At 69.2% G+C, this 22,866-nt stretch carries 21 protein-coding genes; 9 read left to right on the top strand and 12 right to left on the bottom strand.

Going from position 1 to position 22,866, the window contains the following annotated elements:
* The first annotated feature begins 464 nt into the window (after positions 1-464).
* Positions 465-1,823, top strand: coding sequence for an MATE family efflux transporter (locus QSK18_RS05425; RefSeq protein ID WP_232808834.1), 1,359 nt, complete (start codon positions 465-467; stop codon positions 1,821-1,823).
* A 13-nt stretch (positions 1,824-1,836) separates the two neighbouring features.
* Here the strand turns inward: QSK18_RS05425 and QSK18_RS05420 are convergent, their stop codons facing one another.
* From QSK18_RS05420 to QSK18_RS05390, 7 genes are all read right to left on the bottom strand, one after another.
* On the bottom strand, positions 1,837-2,037 hold the full coding sequence (locus tag QSK18_RS05420) for a hypothetical protein (protein WP_232808833.1): 201 nt from the start codon (positions 2,035-2,037) through the stop codon (positions 1,837-1,839).
* 195 nt (positions 2,038-2,232) lie between these two features.
* Positions 2,233-2,682 (bottom strand): 50S ribosomal protein L9, encoded by a 450-nt coding sequence (gene rplI / locus QSK18_RS05415; RefSeq protein ID WP_232808832.1) that lies wholly within the window; start codon positions 2,680-2,682, stop codon positions 2,233-2,235.
* A 17-nt stretch (positions 2,683-2,699) separates the two neighbouring features.
* The gene (rpsR, locus tag QSK18_RS05410; protein WP_232808831.1) at positions 2,700-2,936 is read right to left on the bottom strand and encodes a 30S ribosomal protein S18; all 237 of its coding nucleotides are present in this window, start codon (positions 2,934-2,936) and stop codon (positions 2,700-2,702) included.
* A 64-nt stretch (positions 2,937-3,000) separates the two neighbouring features.
* The gene (locus QSK18_RS05405; protein ID WP_285616847.1) at positions 3,001-3,573 is read right to left on the bottom strand and encodes a single-stranded DNA-binding protein; all 573 of its coding nucleotides are present in this window, start codon (positions 3,571-3,573) and stop codon (positions 3,001-3,003) included.
* An 86-nt stretch (positions 3,574-3,659) separates the two neighbouring features.
* The gene (rpsF, locus tag QSK18_RS05400; protein WP_232808829.1) at positions 3,660-3,950 is read right to left on the bottom strand and encodes a 30S ribosomal protein S6; all 291 of its coding nucleotides are present in this window, start codon (positions 3,948-3,950) and stop codon (positions 3,660-3,662) included.
* Between the two features lie 77 nt (positions 3,951-4,027).
* Entirely contained in the window at positions 4,028-5,689 is a 1,662-nt protein-coding gene (locus QSK18_RS05395) for a glycosyltransferase family protein (RefSeq protein WP_285616844.1), read from the bottom strand.
* Positions 5,686-8,067: a transglycosylase domain-containing protein gene (locus QSK18_RS05390; protein ID WP_285616843.1), complete on the bottom strand. Its 2,382-nt coding sequence runs from the start codon at positions 8,065-8,067 to the stop codon at positions 5,686-5,688. The genes QSK18_RS05395 and QSK18_RS05390 overlap by 4 nt, the downstream gene beginning before the upstream one ends.
* Positions 8,068-9,095: 1,028 nt before the next feature.
* Between QSK18_RS05390 and QSK18_RS05385 the strand changes: the two genes are divergently transcribed.
* Positions 9,096-9,701, top strand: a complete 606-nt coding sequence (locus QSK18_RS05385; RefSeq protein ID WP_232808826.1) for a helix-turn-helix transcriptional regulator — start codon at positions 9,096-9,098, stop codon at positions 9,699-9,701.
* A gap of 62 nt (positions 9,702-9,763) precedes the next feature.
* The gene (locus QSK18_RS05380) at positions 9,764-10,834 is read left to right on the top strand and encodes an inositol-3-phosphate synthase (protein ID WP_232808825.1); all 1,071 of its coding nucleotides are present in this window, start codon (positions 9,764-9,766) and stop codon (positions 10,832-10,834) included.
* Here QSK18_RS05380 and QSK18_RS05375 read toward each other — a convergent pair whose 3' ends face one another.
* Positions 10,835-11,206 (bottom strand): hypothetical protein, encoded by a 372-nt coding sequence (locus QSK18_RS05375; protein ID WP_285616840.1) that lies wholly within the window; start codon positions 11,204-11,206, stop codon positions 10,835-10,837.
* A gap of 112 nt (positions 11,207-11,318) precedes the next feature.
* On the bottom strand, positions 11,319-14,495 hold the full coding sequence (ileS, locus tag QSK18_RS05370; RefSeq protein ID WP_285616838.1) for an isoleucine--tRNA ligase: 3,177 nt from the start codon (positions 14,493-14,495) through the stop codon (positions 11,319-11,321).
* A 317-nt stretch (positions 14,496-14,812) separates the two neighbouring features.
* Between ileS and QSK18_RS05365 the strand changes: the two genes are divergently transcribed.
* Positions 14,813-16,465: a glutamate--tRNA ligase gene (locus QSK18_RS05365; RefSeq protein ID WP_352396467.1), complete on the top strand. Its 1,653-nt coding sequence runs from the start codon at positions 14,813-14,815 to the stop codon at positions 16,463-16,465.
* A gap of 48 nt (positions 16,466-16,513) precedes the next feature.
* On the opposite strand, the gene QSK18_RS05360 is transcribed toward QSK18_RS05365, so the two are convergent.
* The gene (locus tag QSK18_RS05360; protein WP_232808821.1) at positions 16,514-16,864 is read right to left on the bottom strand and encodes a TraR/DksA family transcriptional regulator; all 351 of its coding nucleotides are present in this window, start codon (positions 16,862-16,864) and stop codon (positions 16,514-16,516) included.
* A gap of 22 nt (positions 16,865-16,886) precedes the next feature.
* Here QSK18_RS05360 and QSK18_RS05355 point away from each other — a divergent pair, with 22 nt between their 5' ends.
* On the top strand, positions 16,887-17,246 hold the full coding sequence (locus QSK18_RS05355) for a nuclear transport factor 2 family protein (RefSeq protein ID WP_232808820.1): 360 nt from the start codon (positions 16,887-16,889) through the stop codon (positions 17,244-17,246).
* Between the two features lie 10 nt (positions 17,247-17,256).
* Here the strand turns inward: QSK18_RS05355 and QSK18_RS05350 are convergent, their stop codons facing one another.
* Positions 17,257-18,108, bottom strand: coding sequence for a patatin-like phospholipase family protein (locus QSK18_RS05350; protein ID WP_232808819.1), 852 nt, complete (start codon positions 18,106-18,108; stop codon positions 17,257-17,259).
* Positions 18,109-18,453: 345 nt separating this feature from the next.
* On the opposite strand from QSK18_RS05350, the gene QSK18_RS05345 reads away from it, so the two are divergent.
* The 3 genes from QSK18_RS05345 (at position 18,454) to QSK18_RS05335 (ending at position 21,151) form a co-directional block, all read left to right on the top strand.
* Complete coding sequence (locus tag QSK18_RS05345; protein ID WP_232808818.1) at positions 18,454-18,660, top strand: hypothetical protein; 207 nt, start codon at positions 18,454-18,456, stop codon at positions 18,658-18,660.
* 202 nt (positions 18,661-18,862) lie between these two features.
* Positions 18,863-19,600: a pyridoxamine 5'-phosphate oxidase family protein gene (locus tag QSK18_RS05340; protein ID WP_232808817.1), complete on the top strand. Its 738-nt coding sequence runs from the start codon at positions 18,863-18,865 to the stop codon at positions 19,598-19,600.
* A 153-nt stretch (positions 19,601-19,753) separates the two neighbouring features.
* Complete coding sequence (locus QSK18_RS05335; protein ID WP_285616827.1) at positions 19,754-21,151, top strand: FAD-binding oxidoreductase; 1,398 nt, start codon at positions 19,754-19,756, stop codon at positions 21,149-21,151.
* A gap of 22 nt (positions 21,152-21,173) precedes the next feature.
* Here the strand turns inward: QSK18_RS05335 and QSK18_RS05330 are convergent, their stop codons facing one another.
* Positions 21,174-21,680 carry a methylated-DNA--[protein]-cysteine S-methyltransferase gene (locus QSK18_RS05330; RefSeq protein ID WP_285616825.1) on the bottom strand — a complete coding sequence of 169 codons (507 nt, stop codon included), beginning with the start codon at positions 21,678-21,680 and terminating at the stop codon, positions 21,174-21,176.
* 124 nt (positions 21,681-21,804) lie between these two features.
* Here QSK18_RS05330 and QSK18_RS05325 point away from each other — a divergent pair, with 124 nt between their 5' ends.
* Positions 21,805-22,575: a LamB/YcsF family protein gene (locus QSK18_RS05325; protein ID WP_232808815.1), complete on the top strand. Its 771-nt coding sequence runs from the start codon at positions 21,805-21,807 to the stop codon at positions 22,573-22,575.
* Positions 22,576-22,866 lie beyond the last annotated feature (291 nt).

Below are 22,866 nucleotides of genomic sequence, written 5' to 3'. Positions count from 1 at the left end.
CTGAAAATACGGGTCGCCGGGCGTGGGTTCAAAGAGACTGTCCACAGCCCTGGCCCGAATCGGTGCACAATTGCCCCAGGCCTGTGGATAACTTGGGGACAAACCCCGGGTGTTGTGCACAGGTTGTGGATAACAGTGGGGATGAAGCGCGTTCTGGTTGTCCCCAAACGGCCTCTGACCGGCCACGCAGCTGTCCACGGCCTGTGGATGCCAAAAACCCTGCGTCGATTCAGTGCACAGTCACCTCACCGTTACCAAAGCATGCAGATCCGTCGGTAAGAGCGGGTCCGGAACCCCGCCCGCCGGACGGACCCGACACTTGCCTACTCGTCGGGCACACTGTGAGGTGGCAATGCCGGACGCGCTGGGGGCGGACGCGTGGGCAGGGCCGTGAACGCGTTCGGCCGGCTGAGCACGACGGCCGGGCCGGCAACTGCCACAGACCGCCCTAGACCAGCGACGAGGTGATCCGGCTGAGCAAGAATCCCGGCCGGGCCCGGAACACCGACCGGCAGATCCTGGCGCTCGCCCTGCCTGCCCTCGGTGCCCTGGTGGCCGAACCACTCTTCCTGCTCGCCGACTCGGCCATCGTCGGCCGGCTGGGCACCACCGAACTGGCCGGCCTGGGCATCGCCGCGGGGATCCTGACCACCGCCGTCTACATCTTCGTCTTCCTCGCCTACGGCACCACCAGCAGCGTGGCCCGGCTGATGGGGGCGGGCGAGCGCACCAAGGCGATCGCCATCGGGATGGACGCGGCCTGGCTGGCGGCGGCGATCGGCCTGGGCGTGGTTCTGCTGCTCTATCCGGCCGCGCCCTACGCCGTGGACCTGGTCGGGGCCGCAGGCGCCGAGGCGGGGGTACGCGAGGCTGCCATCACCTATCTGCGATGGTCCCTGCCGGGTGTTCCGGCCATGCTCATCGTCCTGGCGCTGGTGGGGGTCCTCCGGGGGCTGCAGAACACCCGGGTGACGTTGTGGATCGCCGTCAGCGGGGCCGTGGTGAACGCGCTCCTGAACCTCTTCCTGGTGCACGGCGTGGGCTGGGGTATCGCCGGATCGGCGCTAGGTACCTCGATCACCCAGTGCGGGATGGCGGTTGCGGCCCTGGGGTACGTGGTGGGCGACGCCAGGCGGGCAGGGGTGCGGCTGTGGCCCCAACTCGACGGCGTCCGGCTCGCGGGGCGCACCGGCGTCCCCCTGCTGATCCGAACGGTGGCGATGCGGCTGCTGCTCTTGCTGACCACCGCGGTGGCCGCCGGCTTCGGAGCCCCCGCGCTGGCCGCGCACCAGGTGGCGCTGAACGTGTGGAACCTGCTGGCGCTGGGCCTGGACGCGCTGGCGATCGCCGGGCAGGCGCTGACCGGCAACGCCCTGGGCGCGGGGGATGTGCAGGGGGTCCGCGACGCCACTGCACGGATGGTGCGCTGGGGGATCGGCGCCGGAATCGTCTTCGCGGTGATTCTTCTGCTCTGCGCCGGCGCCCTCGGCCCGCTGTTCAGCGACGATCCCGAGGTGAGAACAGCTCTCACGGGGGCGCTGATCGTGGCGGCGCTGACTCAGCCCGTCGCGGGGTACGTCTTCGTGCTCGACGGTGTGCTGATCGGCGCGGGCGACGGGCGGTTCCTGGCCTACGCGGCGGTGGTTCAGACCGCGCTCTACGCGCCGGCCGCCATCGCGATCGGTCTGTGGGGCCCGGACGGCAAGGTCGGCCTGGTCTGGCTCTGGGTGGCCTTCGCCGGCGGTTGGATGATCGTCCGGGCCGTGGTGCTGCGGCGTCGCGCCCGGGGTGACCTGTGGCTGGTCACGGGCGCCTATCGCTGAGCCTGGAAGCGGCTCAGGAGTCCTTCACCATGATGCGCTTCTTGATGCCGTCGGGCTGGGTGAACGTCTCCAGGTGGTAGCCCTGCGGAACGGTCGGGTCGTCGGGGTTGTGCGCTGCGGGCTGGCCCACCGGGCGGACGTCGGCCGGGCCCATGATCTGGAACAGGGCCATGTACACGCGGCGTCCGAACGAGGGCCGGGGTGTCTCACTCATGCACCCAATTCTCGTCCCTGTGCCGCAAAGACCAAAGGGCCAATCCACGAGAGTCGGCTCATGGCGCAGTGGTGATCGAGGACGAGTGTGGTCGCCTCAGCATCCTGGACATCCCGAGCCGGCGCGCACCTGCGCAAAGCAGAAGACCCCGACCCTGCCTGAAGCAGGAGCCGGGGTCTTCGAATGCCCAGGGGATCAGCCCTCGGCAACGACCTTCAGCGTGACCTTCGCCTGGACGTCCGAGTGGAGCCGGACGTGGGCGACGTGCTCGCCGGTGGTCTTGATCGGCTGCGGCAGCTCGACCTTGCGACGGTCGACCTGCGGGCCCTCGGCCGCGACGATCGCCGCGGCGATGTCGGACGGGGTGACCGCACCGAACAGGCGGCCCGAGGCGCCGGCGCGGACCGCGAGGCGGACCGGCTTGGCCTCCAGCTTGGCCTTGACCGACTTGGCCTCGTCCAGCGTGGCGATCTCACGGGTCTTGCGAGCCTTGCGGATCGCGGTGACCTGCTTCTCGCCACCCTTGGTCCAGCTGGTGGCCAGGCCGCGCGGAACCAGGTAGTTACGGCCGTAGCCGTCCTTGACCTCGACCACGTCGCCCGGGGTACCCAGACCGGAGACTTCCTGCGTGAGGATGAGCTTCATCTTCGCGTCCCCTCTGCTCAGCGGGCCGAGCTGGAGTACGGCAGCAGGGCCATCTCCCGCGCGTTCTTGACGGCCTTGGCGATCTCACGCTGCTGCTGCACCGTGACGCCGGTGACCCGGCGGGCCCGGATCTTGCCACGGTCGGAGATGAACTTACGCAGCAGCTGCGTGTCCTTGTAGTCGACCACCGTGATCTTGGCGGCCTTCAGCGGGTTCTGCTTCTTCTTGGGCTTGCGCACGGGGGGCTTAGCCATCGTGGTTACTCCTTACTGCACGAGTGGGGTTCGTCGGCAGCCCGGTGAGGGGCCGACGTAGAGATCAGAAGGGCGGCTCTTCCTGGCTGCCGCCGAAACCGCCACCGCCGCCGCCCGAAGCCGGGCCAGTGGCCCACGGGTCGTCGGCCGGGCCGGACTGGCCGCCACCGGAGTAGCCGCCACCGCCGCCACCGCTGTTGCCGCCACCACCGGAGTAGCCACCGCCACCGCCACCACCGAAGCCGCCACCACCACCGCCACCGCCACCACCGCGCGAGGTCTTGTTGACCTTGGCGGTGGCGTAGCGCAGCGACGGGCCCAGCTCATCGACCTCGAGCTCGACGACCGTGCGCTTCTCGCCCTCACGGGTGTCGTACGTGCGGCTCTTCAGCCGCCCGGTGACGATCACCCGCGAGCCACGGGTCAGCGACTCGGCGACGTTCTCCGCCGCCTCCCGCCAGACCGAGCAGCGCATGAACAGCGTCTCGCCGTCCTTCCACTCGTTCGACTGACGGTCGAACGCGCGGGGGGTCGAGGCGACGGTGAAGTTGGCCACCGCGGCCCCGGACGGGGTGAAACGAAGTTCGGGGTCGTTCGTGAGGTTGCCGATCAGCGTGAGCGTCGTGTCGCCGGCCATGCGGTTTCTCTCCGGTCCTGCTGGTTGCTTCGTTGGGGGGTACCGGCCTCAGGCCCCGGTGAGGGCCACGTGGGCGGTGAGAAGGATCAGCGACCGCCGGGGCGGATCAGCTTCGTCCGCAGCACCGACTCGTTGAGGTTCAGCTGGCGGTCGAGTTCCTTGGCGTCGGCCGGCGTCGTGGTCATGTCGACCAGCGCGTAGATGCCTTCGGCCTTCTTCTTGATCTCGTACGCGAGCCGGCGACGGCCCCAGATGTCGACCTTCTCGACGGTCCCGCCACCCTTGCGGATGACGCCGAGGAACTTGTCGAGCGAGGGCGCAACGGTCCGCTCCTCGAGCTCGGGGTCGAGGATGACCATCAGCTCGTACTGACGCATGCGTAACCCACCTCCTTCGGTCTAAGCGGTCACGGTCTCTCCGTGACAGGAGGGCTAAAGCGTCGTCGGGATGCCGCTCACCCCAGGGAGCGGGGAGCACCGGCATCTCGATCGCCCAGCAGCGTACCTTCGTCAAGGCCGGTAGATGAAATTTCGTGGATTCTCAGCCCGGCCGTGGTGTCCGGAAGGTCGGGTGCGGGCTCCGGCGGGGTCGAGGTGGAGCGGTAGACCAGCACGCCCTGAACCCCCACCCAGGCGATCCCGGCCAGCCGCAGCAGCAGCATGATCAGGTAGAAGTGCGAGGGCAGGCCGCGGTTGGACGTGGTCTCGGCGGCGATGTAGAGCCAGATCCCGACGAAGTAGACCGCCTCGGTGCCGGCCCAGATCAGGTGGTCGCGCCAGCGCAGCCCGCTCAGGGCGATCAACGGCAGAAGAAGTAAGGACGACTGCGCGGGCAGGGATTTCGCGGTCAGCAGGACGACGGCGAGGGTTGCGAGCGAGGCGGGCGCCAGTCGGCGGGTGACCCACTCGGCCAGGTCGAGGCTCGGCGGCCGGCCGCCGGTGCGCAGGGGCGACAGCGGGGGCACCCGGAACACGGTGAAGCGGACCAGCAGCCCGGTGAGAACGATCAGGGCCAGCACCACCAGCATCGAAGTGGCGGTGCCGCCCAGGGCGTCGGCGTTGAACAACCACCCGAACAGCAGTTGGGCCAGCCGGCCGGCCCACGACGAGGCCGGTTCCGGCTCGGAGGCACCGAGAAGCTGCGGCACCAGCCACAACGAGCCGTAGCCGGGGGCGCCGTCGCGCCAGGCACTCACCATGTCACCGAACTGGCCGGTGAACCCGGGCAGCAGCAGGACCCGCACCACCAGCCAGGTGATCGCCGCGGTCCCGGCGAAGGTGACCGCGGCCAGGGCCCGGGGATCGCGACCGGCCTCGGCCGGGTGGGCCGGATGACGGCTGCGCCAGAGCGCCAGAACGGCGGCGACCACTGCGACCACCGCTACCTGGGGGGCCGCCGAGATGCCCAGGCCGAGCAGCACCCCGCCGGCCAGCGCGCGGCTACGGGAGAGGGCGAAGAGCGCCAGGGCGAGGAGGGTGATGCCGAGGATCTGGTACGAGATCAGGCCGGCGGTGATCAGGACCGGGCTGATCGCCAGATGGGCCGCGTCCCAGCCGCGACGGCCGAGGGTGAAGGTGGTCGCAGCCACGCCGACGGCGAGCACGGCGGCCAGGAGCAGGGCGGTCAGGTCGAAGAAGCTGCGGTTGGCGCCCGGGTCGGCACCGTCGACGAGTCCGGAGGTCACCCACATCAGCAGTCCGGCCAGCGGGGGCTGCCCCAGCCCGCCGGCCGAGCCCAGGGCCTCGCTGAGACCCGGGCGGTCCGATCCACCCAGGCCGGAACTGGCGAAGATCACCGGGATGTCGCTGTAGCAGGCGTGCCAGAAGTGGTCGGGCGACGTCCACCCGGCCGCCCGGCAGTGCTGCTTCTGCACCAGTCCGGCACCGAGGACGGCCGCCGACAGCAGCACCAGAACCGTTGCAGCGCTCCAGAAACCGGTGGCGGTGGCCAGCCGTCGCCCGGCCGGGCCGCCGATCACCGGGCTCGCCGAACGCACCAGCGGATCGAGCCGGGAGGGCGCGTACACGCCCTCCCCGTCGTCTGTCTCGGCCGGCGTCTGCGACCAGCGCGGCGAGCCCGGCTTCAGGCTGGGCTGCCGGACCCGGCGGCCTGTCATCCGAACCCGTCGTTCCCCTCGTCGTCCGAATCCTCGGTCGGGAAGATCCCACCGTTGTTCGGATCCTCGGTGGGATCGACCTCGCCCTCGCCGTCGCCGACCGTCTCGGTCGGCTCCACCGACGGAGTTCCGGTCTCGGTCGGCTGCACCGGCTGGCTGGGCTGCTCGGTCGGTTCCATCGTCTGGGTCGGCTGAGCGCTCGGCGTCTCGGTCGGCGTCGGCTCCACGGTGACCTCAGGCGTCGGCGACGCGCTGACCACCTCGCCACCGTTGACCGGATCCGGGAACTCGATGACCTCTTTGCCCTCGAGCGCGTCGAGCATGAACGCGGTCCAGATGTCGGTAGGTACGGAACCACCGGTGACCTGGGGAAGGCTGGAGTCCCAGCCCTTCATCTGAGCCAGGCTCTGACCGTCCTTCTTCACCTGGTGCAGCCCCACCGCGGTGACCATCTGCGGGGTGTAGCCGACGAACCAGGCCGACAGGTTGTCGGTGGAGCTACCGGTCTTGCCGGCCACCGGCCGGTTGAGGGCCTGGGCCTTCTCGCCGGAACCCTCGGTGACGACGTGCTCCAGCGCGTAGGTGGCGTCGGCGACCACGCCCTCGTCGAAGACCCGCTCGCCCTTGGTCGCATCCTTGTCGGCCTTGAACATGACCTCGCCGGTCTCGACCTTCTTGACCGACTTGATCACGTGCCAGTCGCGATGAATGCCCTGCGCCGCCAGGGTGCCGTAGGCGCTGGCCAGGTCGATCGGGTGCACGCTGGTCGAGCCCAGCACGTTGACCAGGTTCTTCTGCAGGTCGTCGGACTCGGGGATACCGGCGTCGATCGCGGCCTGGCGCATCTTCTCCGGCCCGACCTGGTTGTTCATGTCGACGTAGACCGTGTTGACCGAGTTGGCCGTGGCCTTGACCAGGTTGATCCAGCCGTAGTCGGTGTTGCCGAAGTTACTGATCTTGCGCGAGTCCCCGGCGCCGCGGATCACCCGGCCGTCGTTGCCGTCGTAGTACGAGTCCAGGCTCACGCCGTCTTTGAGAGCAGCCAGCAGACCGAAGGCCTTGAAGGTGGAGGCGGCCTGCGCCCCGTCTTTCGTGGCCTGGTTCATCTCCTTGGTGATGTTCTTGCCGCCGTAGATCGACAGCACTGATCCATCGCGCGGATCGATCGTGGCCATACCGACCCGCAGGCCCTTGGGCGCGAAGTCGGGAGTCTGCTCCTTGACCGCCTTCTCGGCGGCCTTGACCAGCCCCTTGTTGAAGGTGGTGGTGACCTCGTAGCCACCGGTGGTGAGTTCTTCCTCGGGGATGCCGACGACCTCAGCCGCCTCTTCCTTGACCATCTCCATCAGGTAGGCGTTCTGCCCGGTGATCGAGGTGTCCTGCTTCTCCTTGATCACTTTGGGGAACTTCATCTCGGCGCGCTTGTCGGCGGCGAGCCAGCCCTCCTTGACCATGGCATCGAGCACTACGTTCCAGCGGAACTCGGCCCGCTTACGGCCCGCTTCGTCTGCACGCGGGTCTGCGTTGTTGGGTGAGTTGACGATGCCGGCCAGATAAGCGCCCTCGGAGATCGTCAGATCCCTGGACTCCTTGTCGAAGTACGCCTTCGACGCGGCCTGGATGCCCCAGGTGTCGCGGCCCCAGTAGATGGTGTTGAGGTAGCTCTCGAGGATCTCGGGCTTGCTCTTCTGCTGGCTGACCTTCATCGCCATCACGGCCTCGCGCATCTTGCGCTGGTACGTGAGCTCTTTCTGGTCGTAGATGTTCTTCACGTACTGCTGGGTGATGGTCGACCCACCACCTGTGTCGCCGCCGGTGACGGTGGACAAGGCAGCCCGGGCGATGGACGTCCACTGCACACCGCTGTTGGTGTAGAACGTGTTGTCCTCAGCAGCGATGACGGCTTGCTGAACGTGCTCCGGCACATTAGCCAGGTCGACCTTCTCGCGGTCCTGCACCTTCAGCTCGCCCAGCTCGGCCTTGCCGTTGGCGAAGAACACCGTGGTGGTCTGCGCATTCACCAGCTCGTCCTGCGAGGTGGGCAGGCTCACCGAGTTCCAGAACCAGAACACCGCGCCCGCCACCATCAGCAGCCCGAGCGTGAACATCCCACTGATCAGCTTCCACGAGGGCAGCCAGCGCTTGACGCCGCGCTTGCCCCACCGCGGGTAGTTGATGAAGCGGTGATAGCCCTGCGGAGGCAGGTTTCCGCCACCCCCGGGCCCACGCGGGCGGGGGTTACGGCGAGGTGGTGCAGTGGTGCTGTCCAGCTGCTCGTCCTCCTGGCGACCGAACAGGCTCAGCGCGCCCGTGTCTGCCAGCAGACGACCGGCGCGGCTGTCCCGCAGGCGGTTCTGGGGCCGCCTGGCCGACGGCATCCCGTCCGGCGACTGTGCCGGACCGCCCATCTCGTCGTACGGCGACGCGCCGTACGCAACCGTGTGCGCATCAGAGTGATCGGCAGCGGAGGACGAAGAATAAGGATCGGCAGTACGCGAAGAGGGGCGCGGGGTGTGCGGGCCCCCGGCCGGGCGCATCGGCTCGTCGCGCTGGTACGGATCCCGGTCGTACGGGCTGGGGGCCTCGACCGGCCGTGAAGCAGCAGCCGAACGCGAAGAAGCCGCCGGGCGCGAAGGCGCAGCCGGCGGGCGGGAGTCAGGACGCGAAGAAGAGGAGTCGGGGCGCGAAGAAGAAGGGCGCGAGGGAGAAGGCGGCGCGACCGGAGCGCTGCGGTGCTCGGAGACCGGGCCGGAGGACCGGCGCCGACTGTCTTCCGGCGGCTGCGAGTACCGGGCGTCAGGCTGCTCGGGGCGGCGCGGCTGCGAGGCTGACCGCCCGCCCAGCCCCTGACCCTGCCCGTTCTGGCCGTTGTTGCGATTACCGCCCAGCCCCTGTCGGGCCTGCTGGCCCTGGGCACCGAGCCGGCGCCCACCCAGACCAGGCTGGTTGTTGGCGCGCTGACCACCGGGGGTGTTGCCGAGACGGCGGCCACCAAGGCCGTTGGGTTCGCCCTCGGGCGAGCCTGAGCGGCCCCGGGATGGACCAGAAGGACGTTCCACGGTACTCGCTGCCCTCCTGTTCCGTACGCCGTGAGGCATTCGTCCGGTTGTCGGATCGCTTTAGTGTGCGGCGGCCCCCCACTTCTTCCCAAATCCGCCGGTGACGAGGGTAAGGGGTCGGACTGTGGGCCGTCTGCGCCCAGAGCGGCTTTGGGTGTGACCAACCTGGCTTCTTTGCCCACGTTGACTGTGATCCACCCGGCCTTGTCCCGGGGTTAACTCCGTCGTATCTTCATCTGGAAGCTCGGATATATCGCTCCGATACATTGGGTCGATGTAACGGACGCGGAAGACCCACCACACACCCGCACCGTCCGCTCGTGGAACAGGGAAGAGGAGGTACCGGCATGAGCCGTCGTCGCGGCGACGTCCTCGAGCTGGCCGTCCTCGGTCTGCTCCAGGAGTCCGGCCTGCACGGCTACGAGCTGCGCAAACGGCTCAACGCCCTGCTCGGCCCGTTCCGGGCGCTGTCCTACGGCACGCTCTATCCCTGCCTGAAGTCGTTGCTGGCCCAGGGGTGGATCCGCGAGGCCGGCGGCACACCGGTCACGGTCGAGACGGGCGCCCCGGCATCACCCCTGGGCGGCCGCCGCGCCAAGATCGTCTACGAGCTCACCGCCGAGGGCAAGGAACACTTCCAGTCCCTGGTCAGTCATCCCGGCCCCGCGGCCTGGGAGGACGAGCGTTTCGACGTCCACTTCGCCTTCTTCGCCAGGACCGACGCGGTCACCCGCCTGCAGATCCTGGAGGGCCGGCGCAGCCGGCTGGAAGAACGGCGCGAGGGCTACCGGCAGTCCATGCAGCGCAGCAGGGAACGTGCCGAGCAGTACACGCTCGAGCTCCAGCGGCACGGACTCGAATCCGTTGACCGCGAGGTGCGGTGGCTCTCGGAGCTCATCGACACCGAGCGGGCGAGCAACATGACCCACCCCCCTGACGACGGTGACCGGTAGCCGACCCCAGCCTGGCTCCCGCTCACCGATCACGATCCCGCTAGAACCAAAAGGAGAAACGCATGTCCATCCGCGTTGCCATCGTCGGCGTAGGTAACTGCGCGTCCTCGCTCGTGCAGGGCGTCCACTTCTACTCCGACGCTGACCCGCAGGGCACCGTCCCCGGTCTGATGCACGTCCAGTTCGGCGACTACCACGTGCGTGACATCGAGTTCGTCGCGGCGTTCGACGTGGACGCCAAGAAGGTCGGCTTCGACCTGGCGGACGCGATCAACTCCAGCGAGAACAACACCATCAAGATCGCCGACGTGCCGCCGACCGGCGTCACCGTGCAGCGCGGTCACACCCTCGACGGCCTGGGCAAGTACTACCGCGAGACGATCGAGGAGTCGCCCGAGGAGCCGGTCGACGTCGTCGCCGTGCTCAAGGAGCGCAAGGTCGACGTCCTGGTCAGCTACCTGCCGGTGGGCTCCGAGGACGCGGACAAGTTCTACGCGCAGGCCTCGATCGACGCGGGCGTGGCGTTCGTCAACGCCCTGCCGGTGTTCATCGCCTCCGACCCGGAGTGGGCGCAGAAGTTCATCGACGCCGGTGTACCGATCGTCGGTGACGACATCAAGAGCCAGGTCGGCGCCACCATCACCCACCGCGTGATGGCGAAGCTGTTCGAAGACCGCGGCGTGGTGCTGGACCGCACCTACCAGCTGAACGTCGGCGGCAACATGGACTTCAAGAACATGCTCGAGCGCGACCGCCTGGAGTCCAAGAAGATCTCCAAGACCCAGGCCGTCACCAGCAACATCGAGCACGACCTGGGCGCCCGCAACGTCCACATCGGCCCGAGCGACTACGTGCAGTGGCTGGACGACCGCAAGTGGGCCTACGTGCGCCTCGAGGGCCGCGCGTTCGGCAACGTCCCGCTGAACCTGGAGTACAAGCTCGAGGTCTGGGACTCCCCGAACTCGGCCGGTGTGATCATCGACGCCCTGCGCGCCGCCAAGATCGCCAAGGACCGTGGCGTCGGCGGCCCGGTCGTCTCGGCCTCCGCCTACTTCATGAAGTCCCCGCCGGTCCAGGTCGAGGACCGTCAGGCCAAGGAAGACGTGGAGAAGTTCATCCGCGGCGAAGCCTGATCAGGGCACGAGCGGCCGGGCAGCGGAAACGCTGTCCGGCCGCCCGCTTTTGCGCCGCCCGAACCCGCGCCCTCCGAACCGGCGCTGCCCGAGCCAGCCGATCGCCAGTGCCGGCAGGGCGACCAGGGCGTTGAGCCAGACGAACAGGCCGACCACGATCTCCGGGTCGCTCTCGTCCATCCCGGCCGTCCAGATCTCGGTACCGGCCCAGACCGCCGCGCACACCGCGATCCCCACCAGGAAGAACCAGCCCGGCACCCGGTCGAGCCGCAGCCAGACGAGGCCGGCGCAGGCGCCGAGGAAGACGGTCAGCGGCAGTCCGGCGGCCAGCAACAGAAGCCCGAAGATGACGGTGTCCAGCAGCATGCTCACAACCGGAGCCTAGGGCTCGGGGATGCGAAAAACCCCGAAACCCAACAAAGGACGCCGGTGAGACTCGATTTCGAGTCCTCACCGACGTCCCCTGTCGGGTTCTACTGCAAGATCAGGCCTTCGTCACCGACACCGTGACCTCGACCTCGCCCACGATCCCGCCGAAGCCGCCCGACAGTGCGTCGGGGGAGCCGTCGGGGGTGTGCTCGGCCAGCTCGACGGAGTCACCCAGCACCTCGCCGAGCACGAACTGCTCGTGCGCGCGCACCGCGTCCAGCACCTCGGTGGGCGCGGTGAGCACCAGCCGGACCCGGTCGGAGATGTCCAGATCGGCGTCGCGCCGGGCCTGCTGCACCACCCGGACCACGTCGCGGGCCAGGCCCTCCACCTCGAGCTCGGGCGTGACCTCGGTGTCCAGCGCGATGGTCACGCCGCGCTGGGTCTCCACCACCCAGCCGGAGCGCGGAAGCTCGGTCACCACAACGTCTTCCGCGGTGATGTCGACCGGCGAACCCTCGAACTCGACCTGCACCGCACCACTGGAGCGCAGGGCCGCCACCACGTCCTCGGCCGGCAGCGCCGACAGGGCCTTGGCCACCACCTGGGTCTGCTTGCCGAAACGCTTGCCCAGAGCACGGAAGTTGGGCTTCACCTCGACGTCGACCACCGCACCGGCCGAGGCCAGGGTGTCGAGCTTCTTCACGTTCAGCTCTTCGGCGATGTCGTCGAGCAGCGCCTGGGAGAGCGTGACGCTGCCCGGAAGTCCGACGAACGCGGCCGAAAGCGGCTGCCGCACACGCACCTTGCTCGCCTTACGAGCGGCCCGGCCGGCTTCCACGGCGTTGCGGGCGAACCGCACCTCCTCCGAAAGCGCTGCGCTGATCCGCGATTCGTCGGCCACCGGCCAGTCGGCCAGGTGCACCGACTCGGGGGCGTCGGTGTTGCCCGGCCGCACGACGAGCTGCCAGACCTCCTCGGTGATGAACGGGACGATCGGGGCCAGCAGGCGGGTGAGCACGTCCAGGCACTCGTACAGGGTGACCAGGGCGTCCATGTCGCCCTCCCAGAACCGCTGCCGCGAGCGCCGGACGTACCAGTTGGACAGGTCGTCGACGAAGTCGCCCAGCACGCGCCCGGTTCCGGCGGTGTCGTAGTTCTCCAGCTTCTGGTCCACGTCACGGGCCAGGGCGTGCAGCTCACCCAGCACCCAGCGGTCCAGGGTGCTGCGCTCGCCCGCCGGCCGGGCGGCCGAGGGGTCCCAGTTCACGTGGCTGGCGTAGAGGCTGAAGAACGAGGCCGTGCTCCAGTAGGTGGACAGGAGCTTGCGGGTGATCTCGTCGAGCGGGCCCGGGCCCACCCGGCGCGGGCTCCAGGGCGAGCCGGAGCAGGCCATGAACCAGCGCAGCGCGTCGGCGCCGTGCGCGTCCATCAGCGGGATCGGCGCCAGGATGTTGCCCAGGTGCTTGCTCATCTTGCGGCCGTCCTCGGCCATGATGTGACCCAGGCAGACCACGTTCTCGTACGGCGAGCGGTCGAACACCAGGGTGCCCACGGCCATCAGCGAGTAGAACCAGCCGCGGGTCTGGTCGATCGCCTCGCAGATGTACTGCGCCGGATAGCGCTTCTCCAGAGCCTTTTCGCTGCCCTCGACGTGCGGGTAGCCGATCGCCGCGAACGGCATCGCGCCGGAGTCGTACCAGGCGTCGATCACCTCGGGCACCCGCGTGCTGGTCTTCCCGCAGCCCTCGGTGGGGCAGGGCAGGGTGATCTCGTCGATGAACGGACGGTGCGGGTCCAGGTCGGAGAGGTCCCGGCCGATCAGCTCACCCAGTTCCCTGCGTGAGCCGATCGCCGTGACGTGCTCGTCCTCGCACCGCCACAACGGCAGCGGGGTGCCCCAGTAGCGCGACCGGGACAGCGCCCAGTCGATGTTGTTCTCCAGCCAGTCGCCGAAGCGGCCGTGCTTGATGTGCTCCGGGTGCCAGTTGGTCTGCTCGTTCTCCCGCAGCAGTTCCTGTCGCACGGTGGTGGTGCGGATGTACCAGGCCGGCTGCGCGTAGTACATCAGCGGCGTGTGGCAGCGCCAGCAGTGCGGGTAGGAGTGCTCGAAGCGCTGCGAGCGGTAGAGCACGCCGCGCTTCTTCATGTCCATGATCAGCGGCTCGTCGGCGTCCTTGAAGAACAGCCCGCCGACCAGCGGCACCTCGTCCTTGAAGTGACCGTTCCCGGCCACGGGGTTGACCACCGGCAGCTCGTTCGCCCGGGCGACCAGAAGGTCGTCCGCACCGAACGCGGGCGCCTGGTGCACCAGACCCGTACCGTCCGCGGTGGTCACGTACTCCGCGAGCACCACCCGGTGCGCGTCGGGGATCTCGATCAGATCGAACGGACGGGTGTAGCGCGCGCCTTCGAGGTCGCGGCCGGGGAACTCGGCGAGCACCTCGGCGTCCTCACCCAGCACAGCCGCCTGAAGCGGCTGGGCGACCACGAACGTCCCCTTGTCGTTCTTCGCCAGCACGTAGGTGACGTCCGGGTGGACGGCGACCGCGGTGTTGGAGACCAGCGTCCAGGGGGTGGTGGTCCAGATCAGCAGCTCGGCGTCGGCGTGCCCGGCCAGCGGCTCGACCAGCGGGAAGCGGACGTAGACCGAGGGGTCCTTGACGTTCTCGTAGCCCTGCGCGACCTCGTGGTCGGACAGTGCGGTGCCGCAGCGCGGGCAGTACGGGGTGACCCGGAAGTCCTCGCTCATCCGGCCGTCGTCGAAGATCTTCTTCAGCGACCACCAGACGCTGTCCACGTACTCCGGGGACATCGTCTCGTAGGGGTTCTCCAGGTCGATCCAGTAGCCCATCCGCTCGGTGAGCTTCTCGAACTCACCGACGTGACGGGTCACCGACTCGCGGCAGCGCTGGTTGAACGGCGCGATCCCGAACTTCTCGATGTCCGGCTTGCCGCCCTTGAGGTCGAGCTCCTTCTCCACCGCGAGCTCGACCGGCAGACCGTGGCAGTCCCAGCCGGCCTGGCGGGGTACGGCGTAGCCCTTCATCGTGCGGTAGCGCGGGAAGAGGTCCTTGAACACCCGGGCCTCGACGTGGTGGGTGCCGGGGGCGCCGTTGGCGGTCGGCGGGCCTTCGTAGAAGACCCACGGGGCGCCGTCCTTCGTGCGCTCCAGCGTGCGCTCGAAGATCCGGTTCTGCTTCCACCACTCGATGATCTTGTGATCCGTGGCGGGCAGATCGATCCGCGTGGGGAGGCCGGCGAAGGGGGTGGCGAACGTGGGTTCGGCCATCGGAAGGACTCTCCTCGTCACTCGCATGAGCTTTCGGGTCTCATGCGGGGACGAAGCACGTGGCTCCGCGGTACCACCCCGCTTGCACCTGTCCCGGGGGACGGATGCCGCTCGAAGACGCTGTGACGTGCGCCGAGGACGTCCGGGTCTAGTAGGAGGGCGGTTGGAACAGCCCTCTGTTCTTCCGGAGGCTCACCGGTGATGGCCGGGTCGAAGCCGCTGTTGTCAACTATACGCAGAGCGGCAAGTGGGAAGGCGACGACGCCAGCACTACAGTTGATGCGACGCATTTAAGGAATACACAGACTGGACTCATGATGCTTGACCGTCAGGTCATCGACTCCCTGTTCCCCGCCGACCTCCCCTCCCCGGCCGAGCTGGAACAGAAGTACCCGCCCCGGCAGCTGCCGGAAGGTGCGATGGTGACCCGGCTCGGCCCGTCCCCGACCGGTTCGGTGCACATCGGTGGCCTCTACGTCGGCATGATCAACAAGGACCTGGCCGGCCGCACCGGTGGCCACTACCTACTCCGCGTCGAGGACACCGACCAGGCCCGTGAGGTCGAGGGCGCGGCCGAGCAGTTCACCCGGGCGTTCGAGTACTTCGGCGTCGAGCCGGACGAGTCGGCCCTGGCCGGCGGCGAGTACGGCCCGTACTTCCAGTCCCAGCGCGAGACCCTGTACCTGACCTTCGTGCGTGAGCTGCTGCGCGAGGGCAAGGCCTACCTGTGCTTCGCCACCCCCGAGGAGCTGGCCGACATCCGGGCCCGGCAGGAGGCGTCCAAGGCGCCGACCGGCTACTACGGCCGCTGGGCGATCTGGCGCAAGGCCGCCGACGAGGACGTGCAGAAGGCGCTGGACGAGGGCCGCCCCTACGTCGTGCGGTTCAAGGCCCCGGAGGACGGCGAGCGCCGGGTCAGCTTCGAGGACGCGATCCGCGGCAAGCTGCAGCACGAGGCCAACCGCAACGACGCGGTCATCCTGAAGAGCTCGGCCACCAGCCCGCGCCTGCCCACCTACCACTTCGCGCACGCCGTGGACGATCACCTGATGCGGGTCACCCACGTCATCCGGGGTGAGGAGTGGATCAGCTCGGTGCCGCTGCACCTGCAGCTGTTCGACGCGCTGGGCTTCGAGCGTCCCACCTACGCGCACATCGCCCCCCTGATGAAGATGATCCCCGGGGGCAAGCGCAAGCTGTCCAAACGCAAAGACCCGGAAGCGGGCGTCGAGTTCTACATCGAGCAGGGCTTCCCTGCCCCCGCCGTGCAGTACTACCTGCGGGGTCTGGCCAACGGTCGGCTCGCTGAGCTCCCCCTGGACGAAGCCCTGCGTACCCCGCTCGAGCTGGACCAGTTCGGCGTCGCCGGGCCGCTGGTCGACCTGGTGAAGCTGGAGGGGATGAGCGCCGACTACATCGCCACGCTCAGCTCCGAGCAGGTCTACGAGCAGGTGCTGGCCTGGGCCGAGCAGTTCGACGCCCAGCTGGCCGAGGTGCTCAAGGCCGACCGGGACAACGCGGTGAAGGCGATCGGCGTGGAGCGCGAGGGCGTCGAGAACCCCCGCAAGGACCTGCGCAAGTGGTCGGACTTCGGCCCGCAGTACGGTTTCTTCCTGCCCGCGCTGTTCACCCCGGTCGCCGGTCCCGCCGACGAGCGGGTCGCCGGCCTGAACCTGGCGCCCGAAGTGGTCACCGCGTTCATGAACACGTTCGTCGAGGGCTACCAGCACCTGGACGAGCAGCCGGAGTGGTTCAACCAGATCCGGGAGGCGGCGGCCAAGAACGACTTCGCGCCCAGCCCGAAGGAGTTCAAGAAGAACCCCGACGCCTACCCCGGCTCGATCCGTGAGGCCTCGCAGCTCGTCCGGGTTGCGCTGACCGGTTCCACCCGCAGCCCCGACCTGCACGCCGTGGCCGTGGTGCTGGGTCAGGACGAGGTGCTGCGTCGCCTGCGCACCCTGGCCGGCTGAGTTTCAAAACCCTTCCAACAATGGACGTTTGTGGGCCCCGAAAGGGGCTCACGGACGTCCGTTGTTGTTGGCGCAGTTGATGCAGTGCGTGGCCAGAGGCCGCGCCTCCAGGCGCTCCACCGCGATCGGTTGCCCACAGCCCGCGCAGATGCCGTAACGACCGGCCGCCAGTTCCGCCTGCGCCTCGTGGATGCGGGCCCGGGCGGCGCGGGTGCGGGTCAGGGCGGCGGTGAGCTGTTCCCGCTCGAACGCGATGGTCGCGCCCTCCGGGTCGTGCTCGTCGTCGGCGTTGGAGTCGAGCGACGCCTCGACCATCCGGGCGTGGTCCCGCTCCAGCGCGCTCAGCAGTTCGGTGTTCTCCTGCAGCGCCTGGGCCAGAATTGCCTGTCGCTCGTCCATCCCGACAGAGTAGAAAAGCGCCATGGCCGACGCCGCGATGTTGGGTAGCTGGATCGCCGCCTATCTGCGGGCCTGGCAGAGCAACGCTCCGGACGACATCGGGGGCATCTTCGCCTCCGACGCCCGCTATTTCACCGCTCCCTACGCGCAGCCGTGGGTGGGGCGGGAGGCGATCGTGGCGGGATGGATTGCCCGGGGCGATGTTCCGGGTTCCTTCGCGATGGACTGGGACATCGTCTCCTGCACCGAAGACGTGCAGGTGGTGCGGGCCACCACGCGCTATCCGGCCACGACCTTCAGCAACCTGTGGGTGATCCGGCTGGACCGGGACGGCCGCTGCCGGGAGTTCACCGAGTACTGGATGGAGCACCCCCGCCCCTGATCAGCGGTGATCAGCGGGGTGGCTCACCCCAGGCGACGGCAACGGTGTCACGTACCAGCCGGGCCTGCGAGCGGCCGGCCTTCGCCGCATCCGACCGGAAGGCCGGGTCGAACGGGTTGGAACCCATCGCCCGCCGGGTGTTCGCGTCCGGCACGATCACCGCCTTGCGCACCTGCGGGCCCAGGCCGTCGAGCTGGGACTGTACCCGTCCGCCCCGCCGGAGCACGGCGGTGAAGGGGGCGAGCACCACCACCCGGTCGTAGCCCTCGGCCAGGTCGGCGTTGGCCCAGGAGCGCACGGCGCCGTCGATGTAGCGGCGCCCCCTGATCGTGACCGGCGGCCAGACCATCGGCACCGCGCAACTGGCCCCCACCGCATCGACCAGGGGCACCCCGGAATCGTTGTCAAAGACCACGAACTCGCCCGTGGCCGCATCGACCGCCGTGACCTTGAACGGCTGCTGCGGCCAGGTGCGCTCGGGCAGCCGACTCTCGATCACCGTGCGCCGGTCGCTCTCCGGAACGGTGCGCGTGGCCAGCGCGGCCCGGCCGATGCGCCGGCGGGTCTTGGTGCGGGTGCCCGGGGTGATGCCGATCAGCGCACGCCGCAACAGGGTGCGCCGGCCGGGATGGGCCGGGGCCTCGCCCCGCACCTCACGCAGTTGCTCGGCGTAGAGCCGGTCGATCGGGGTGCACGAGCGCAGTTGTGCCCCGGCCACCGAGCCCGCCGAGGTGCCGATCACCAGGTCGGCCGCGGAGAGGTCGACCCCCAGCTCGGCCAGACCGGCGATCATGCCCAGTTCCCAGGCGATCCCGGTGATTCCGCCCCCGGCCAGAACGAGGGCCCGCTGGTCGTTCCTCACCCGTCCGCCCCCCGCTCGTGGCCCGAATGCAGTCCCGATTCTAGGACGGTTGTTAAGGCTGGCCCAGAGTCCGCCGCCAAGTCCGGGTGGCACGTCGTGCGGGCTGTCCACAATTCGGAGGACAGGGCGGACCAGGTCGGAAGACGGTTCGCCAGTCGCTGAATGCCGCTGCCCTGACGCGCATCCCGCCCGTCCGGGGGGCCGCGACGCGGCCGGTGTTGATCACAAGTGGCGCAATCCCCGACCGTCACTATCGTGATCATCAGCGGTCAGGTCCGGAAGGCCGGAATTCATCCGGCTTTTCCCGGCCGACCGAAGAATCGGCGTCGACACTCGGAGGAAGCGATGCGAATCCTGACAGTGGTGATCGTGGTCTGGCTCCTCATCGGTGTCCTGGCCTCCGGTCAGCGGGGCTACTTCGACAGCGAGAAGGACCCGGACGTGAGCTGCTCCGACGCCGGCACCATCGCGGTCAGCATCATCGCCGGCCCGCTCAACTACATGGGTGCCAACCCGAAGGTCGACTGCAAGGTGCCCGAACCGAGCAAGTGACGGGCAGGTGACGGGCAGGTGACCGGCAGGCGACGGATTCGTCTGTCGCCGCGGTCTGCGCCTGCGCCCATGCAGTTCCTCGGCGAGACTGGAACGGCAGTCGATGGCGGGTGGTGACCGGAAGAATGCCAAGAGTGACGAAAGCAACCGGTGCGGTGACGAAACTGGCGAAGGTAGTCCGGGTCGGGCAGGGTCGGCACGTATGACGACCGAACCGAACACTGCCGGTGCCGGGAACTCGGGCAACGCGGTAAACGCGGGCAACTCCGTGGCGGCGGAGGACCAGCTGCCCACCTACACCCGCCGCAGCGACCAGACCCGCTACGACGCCCAGGCGATCAACTCGGCGCTGGACGAGGCGTTCATGTGCCACGTCGCGTACATCGACAGCGGTGACCCGATCGTCGTCCCCGTCATCCACGCCCGGGTCGGCGAGGAACTGCTCCTGCGGGTGGGCCAGTGGTCCCGGCTGGCCGAGCTGGCCGCCGACGGTGACCTCAAGCTGTGCGTCACCGTCACCCTGATCGACGGCCTGGTGCTGGCCCGGGCCAAGGTCGACAACACCATGAACTACCGCAGCATCGTCGTGCGCGGCACCGGCAGCCTGGTCAAGGACCCGCAGGCCAAGCTGGCCGGGCTCGACGCGGTCGTCGAGCACCTGGTGGCCGGGCGGTCCAACCACTCCCGGCCGCCGACGACGGCCGAGTTCGACGAGATCGTGCTGATCAGCCTCCCGCTCGAGGACGTGGCCCTGAAGAGCCGGACCGGTCCGCCGCAGGACGCCGAGGAAGACCTCGCACTGCACCACTGGGCCGGCGTGATCAGCGTGCGCAACAGCTACGGCCCGCCGTTCCCCTCGCCCGACCTGCCCTACGACCGGCAGGTACCGGCTCAGCTGGCGAACTACAACCGTTCTGCGAAACCACAGGGTTACAGGTAACTCTCCATTGGCGGAACGTGTGGTCCGGCCCTCCGGCCGGTGCCGGTCCGCACGCTAAAGTCGCGCGCGGAGGAATGCGACATCCCGGACGGTAGCCGTCCGGGTGCGCACCGCAAGCACCGCCGCCACCACGTCACCGTGGTACTAGGAGGGATGCCCGCAGTGGACCTGCTCGCCGGCCTGCGCGAGATCGTCGGGGACACGCACGTCGTCACCGATCCGGACGCGGTCGCGCCCTACGCGCAGGACTGGACGAGACGCTGGCACGGCAAACCGCTCGCGGTGGTCCGGCCGGCCACGGTCGCCCAGGTCTCTGCGGTGGTCCGCGCCTGCGCCGTCGCCGGGGTCCCGCTGGTGCCCCAGGGCGGTAACACCGGGCTGGTCGGGGCCGGGGTGCCGCAGGACGGCGAGGTCGTCCTCAGCCTCACCCGGCTCGACTCCGTCGGCCCGCTCGACCCGCTCGGCCGCACCCTGATGGCCGGCGCCGGGGCCACCCTGGCCCAGACCCAGCGGGCCGCCCGCAGCGCGGGTCTCGACATCGGCCTGGACTTCTCCGCCCGCGACACCGCCACGGTCGGCGGGATCGCCGCCACCAACGCCGGGGGTGAGCGGGTGATGCGCCACGGCGCCGCCCGGTTCCGGATCCGCGGGTTGGAGGCCGTGCTGGCCGACGGCTCGGTGGTGCGCCGGATGTCCGGCGTGTCCAAGGACAACACCGGCTACGACCTGGTCCAGCTGATGATCGGCAGCGAGGGCACCCTCGGGGTGATCACCGCCGTCCAGCTCGACCTGATCCGCCCGCACAAGATCGTCGGCACGGCCCTGGTGGCGGTGCGCACGGTGGACGACGCGCTCACCGTGCTGCGGGCCGTGCAGCACGAGTTCACCGGGCTCGAGGCCGCCGAGTTCTTCCACCACGACGGCCTGCAGCTGGTGCTCGAGCACGAGCGACTGGCCCGGCCGTTCGACCGCCCGCACCCGCTCTACCTGCTCTTCGACCTGGCCGACGACGACGGCCGGCCGGACACCCTGGAAGAGCTCACCGAGCTGCTGGCCGGGCTGGACTGCGTACGCGACGTCGTGCTGGTGTCCACCGCGGCCGACCGCCGCCGGCTCTGGGAACTGCGTGAGCTGCAGACCGAGGCGATCAGCGCCGAGGGGGTGCCGGTCAAGCTCGACGTGGCCCTGCCGCTGAACCAGCTGACCGTGTTCGAGCGGCGGCTGGCGGCCGTGGTGCGCTCGGTGGCCCGGCACGCCGTGCCCATCCTGTTCGGGCACATCGCCGAGGGCAACGTGCACGTCAACCTGCTGAACGCGGTGGAGGAGGACGCCCAGGGCGCGGTCACCGAGGCGGTGCTGGACCTGGTCGCCTCCCTGGGCGGCAGCATCAGCGCCGAGCACGGCATCGGCCTGGCCAACCGGCGCTGGCTGCCGCTGACCCGCAGCTCGGCCGACATGACGGCGATGCGGGCGATCAAGCAGGCGCTCGACCCGGAGGGCATCCTCTCGCCCGGCCGGATGCTCCCCGACCCGGTCGAGACCCGGAAGTAGACCCTCGGCAGCGGACCGGCGCTCAGAAGAGGGCGCTGCCCTGTTCCAGGTCGAGCAGGTAGCGCTTACGTTCCAGCCCGCCGCCGTATCCGGTGAGCGAGCCGTTGGCGCCGATCACCCGGTGGCACGGCACGATGATCGAGATCGGGTTCGCCCCGTTGGCCAGGCCCACCGCCCGGGAGGCGCCCGGCACCAGCCCGAGCTGGGCGGCGATGTCGCCGTAGGAGGCGGTGCGGGCGTAGCCGATCAGCCGCAGCCTTTCCCACACCCGCACCTGGAATCCCGTGCCGGCCGGCTGCAACGGCAGGTCGAAGGTGGTGCGGTCACCGGCGAAGTACTCGGTGAGCTGGGTGCGGGTGGCGGCGATCACCGGTTCCTGCGGGTTCTCGACGCCGCTGGCGCGCACCTCGTCCCAGTGCTTGTGCGAGGCCTTGTGCGGGCTGAAGAACAACCCCGTGAGGGCGGCGTCCTGGCTGATCAGGAGCAGATCCCCGACCGGGCTGGGCAGGACGGACCAGCTGATGGGCATGGCCCGAGGCTACGCGGCCGCCCGAGGGGCCCGCTGGCAGGAAACCGACATCAGGGCAGCGCCCACAGTGCACCCCCAGCAACCGGCCATGCGATGTCCAGACTGCTGGGAAAGAATGCCGATCATGCCCGTCATCGACCTGAACGCCGACCTCGGGGAATCCTTCGGACGCTGGACGCTCGGCGACGACGCGGCGCTGATCGAGGTGATCAGCAGCGCGAACATCGCCTGCGGCTTCCACGCCGGCGACCCGGCCGTCCTGCGCCGCAGTTGCGAGCTCGCGGTCGGCGCGGGGGTGGCGATCGGCGCCCAGGTCTCCTATCGCGACCTGGCCGGGTTCGGCCGGCGGTTCGTCGATGTCGCTCCGGCCGATCTACGCGACGACGTGCTCTACCAGTTGGGCGCGCTGGAGGCCTTCGCCCGGGTCGCGGGCGGTCGGGTCAGCTATCTCAAGCCGCACGGCGCGCTCTATCACGCGGTGGTTCATCACCAGGGGCAGGCGAAAGCGGTGGTAGACGCGGTGCGTAGCTACGATCCGACGCTTGCGGTGCTGGGACAGCCGGGCTCATTGCTGCTGTCCGAGGCTGCGGCCGTCGGGCTGCGTACCGTGACCGAGGCTTTCGCCGACCGGCAGTACACGGCCGACGGCGGGCTGCTTTCCCGGGCGGAGCCCGGGGCTGTGCTGACCGAGCCCGCCCGCATCGCCGACCAGGTGCGGCGGCTGCTCTCCGGCGAGGGGGTGATCGCCGACGACGGCACGGTGGTTCCGGTGACCGCCGAGTCGATCTGCGTGCACGGCGACACACCCGGCGCGGTCCAGATCGCCCGTGCGGTTCGCGAGAGGATCACCGCATCCGGAGGCAGCGTGCAGGCCTTCAGCAGTTTCCCGGGGTGATACCGGCCGAGGGTATGAATGGCTCATCGTCAGGTTCGATGATCTCGAAGGCGAAACGTGGTTACCCGGCGAATATGGCTGATGACTTTGTGTAGAGTGAACGCGCTGTCGAGGGGACGACGTCAGCGGTGTGGGCCGGGGGGCCCATGGGATCGGCATCGCCGACGTCGCGCCAGCTCAGCGGGCACGGCCGACGCCCACTCCGGGCGTCGCGCCGCTGACCGGCGCACCACCAATGTCGGGGGACCGGTTGGTGCGTCGGTCAGCGCTCGCCCGCTACGGCGGCCCATC

Origin of the sequence: Kineosporia sp. NBRC 101677, assembly GCF_030269265.1 — a bacterium.
GTDB lineage: Bacteria > Actinomycetota > Actinomycetes > Actinomycetales > Kineosporiaceae > Kineosporia > Kineosporia rhizophila.
This window is presented reverse-complemented; position numbering and strand designations above follow the sequence as displayed.

What these genes read in the sequence shown, in the direction of transcription:
- QSK18_RS05420 (WP_232808833.1), bottom strand. Translation starts at nt 2,037, where the DNA reads ATGAGTGAGACACCCCGGCCCTCGTTCGGACGCCGCGTGTACATGGCC.
- rplI (WP_232808832.1), bottom strand. Translation starts at nt 2,682, where the DNA reads ATGAAGCTCATCCTCACGCAGGAAGTCTCCGGTCTGGGTACCCCGGGC.
- rpsR (WP_232808831.1), bottom strand. Translation starts at nt 2,936, where the DNA reads ATGGCTAAGCCCCCCGTGCGCAAGCCCAAGAAGAAGCAGAACCCGCTG.
- QSK18_RS05405 (WP_285616847.1), bottom strand. Translation starts at nt 3,573, where the DNA reads ATGGCCGGCGACACGACGCTCACGCTGATCGGCAACCTCACGAACGAC.
- rpsF (WP_232808829.1), bottom strand. Translation starts at nt 3,950, where the DNA reads ATGCGTCAGTACGAGCTGATGGTCATCCTCGACCCCGAGCTCGAGGAG.
- QSK18_RS05395 (WP_285616844.1), bottom strand. Translation starts at nt 5,689, where the DNA reads ATGACAGGCCGCCGGGTCCGGCAGCCCAGCCTGAAGCCGGGCTCGCCG.
- QSK18_RS05390 (WP_285616843.1), bottom strand. Translation starts at nt 8,067, where the DNA reads ATGCCGTCGGCCAGGCGGCCCCAGAACCGCCTGCGGGACAGCCGCGCC.
- QSK18_RS05385 (WP_232808826.1), top strand. Translation starts at nt 9,096, where the DNA reads ATGAGCCGTCGTCGCGGCGACGTCCTCGAGCTGGCCGTCCTCGGTCTG.
- QSK18_RS05380 (WP_232808825.1), top strand. Translation starts at nt 9,764, where the DNA reads ATGTCCATCCGCGTTGCCATCGTCGGCGTAGGTAACTGCGCGTCCTCG.
- ileS (WP_285616838.1), bottom strand. Translation starts at nt 14,495, where the DNA reads ATGGCCGAACCCACGTTCGCCACCCCCTTCGCCGGCCTCCCCACGCGG.
- QSK18_RS05365 (WP_352396467.1), top strand. Translation starts at nt 14,813, where the DNA reads ATGCTTGACCGTCAGGTCATCGACTCCCTGTTCCCCGCCGACCTCCCC.
- QSK18_RS05360 (WP_232808821.1), bottom strand. Translation starts at nt 16,864, where the DNA reads ATGGACGAGCGACAGGCAATTCTGGCCCAGGCGCTGCAGGAGAACACC.
- QSK18_RS05355 (WP_232808820.1), top strand. Translation starts at nt 16,887, where the DNA reads ATGGCCGACGCCGCGATGTTGGGTAGCTGGATCGCCGCCTATCTGCGG.
- QSK18_RS05345 (WP_232808818.1), top strand. Translation starts at nt 18,454, where the DNA reads ATGCGAATCCTGACAGTGGTGATCGTGGTCTGGCTCCTCATCGGTGTC.
- QSK18_RS05340 (WP_232808817.1), top strand. Translation starts at nt 18,863, where the DNA reads ATGACGACCGAACCGAACACTGCCGGTGCCGGGAACTCGGGCAACGCG.
- QSK18_RS05335 (WP_285616827.1), top strand. Translation starts at nt 19,754, where the DNA reads ATGCCCGCAGTGGACCTGCTCGCCGGCCTGCGCGAGATCGTCGGGGAC.
- QSK18_RS05330 (WP_285616825.1), bottom strand. Translation starts at nt 21,680, where the DNA reads ATGCCCATCAGCTGGTCCGTCCTGCCCAGCCCGGTCGGGGATCTGCTC.
- QSK18_RS05325 (WP_232808815.1), top strand. Translation starts at nt 21,805, where the DNA reads ATGCCCGTCATCGACCTGAACGCCGACCTCGGGGAATCCTTCGGACGC.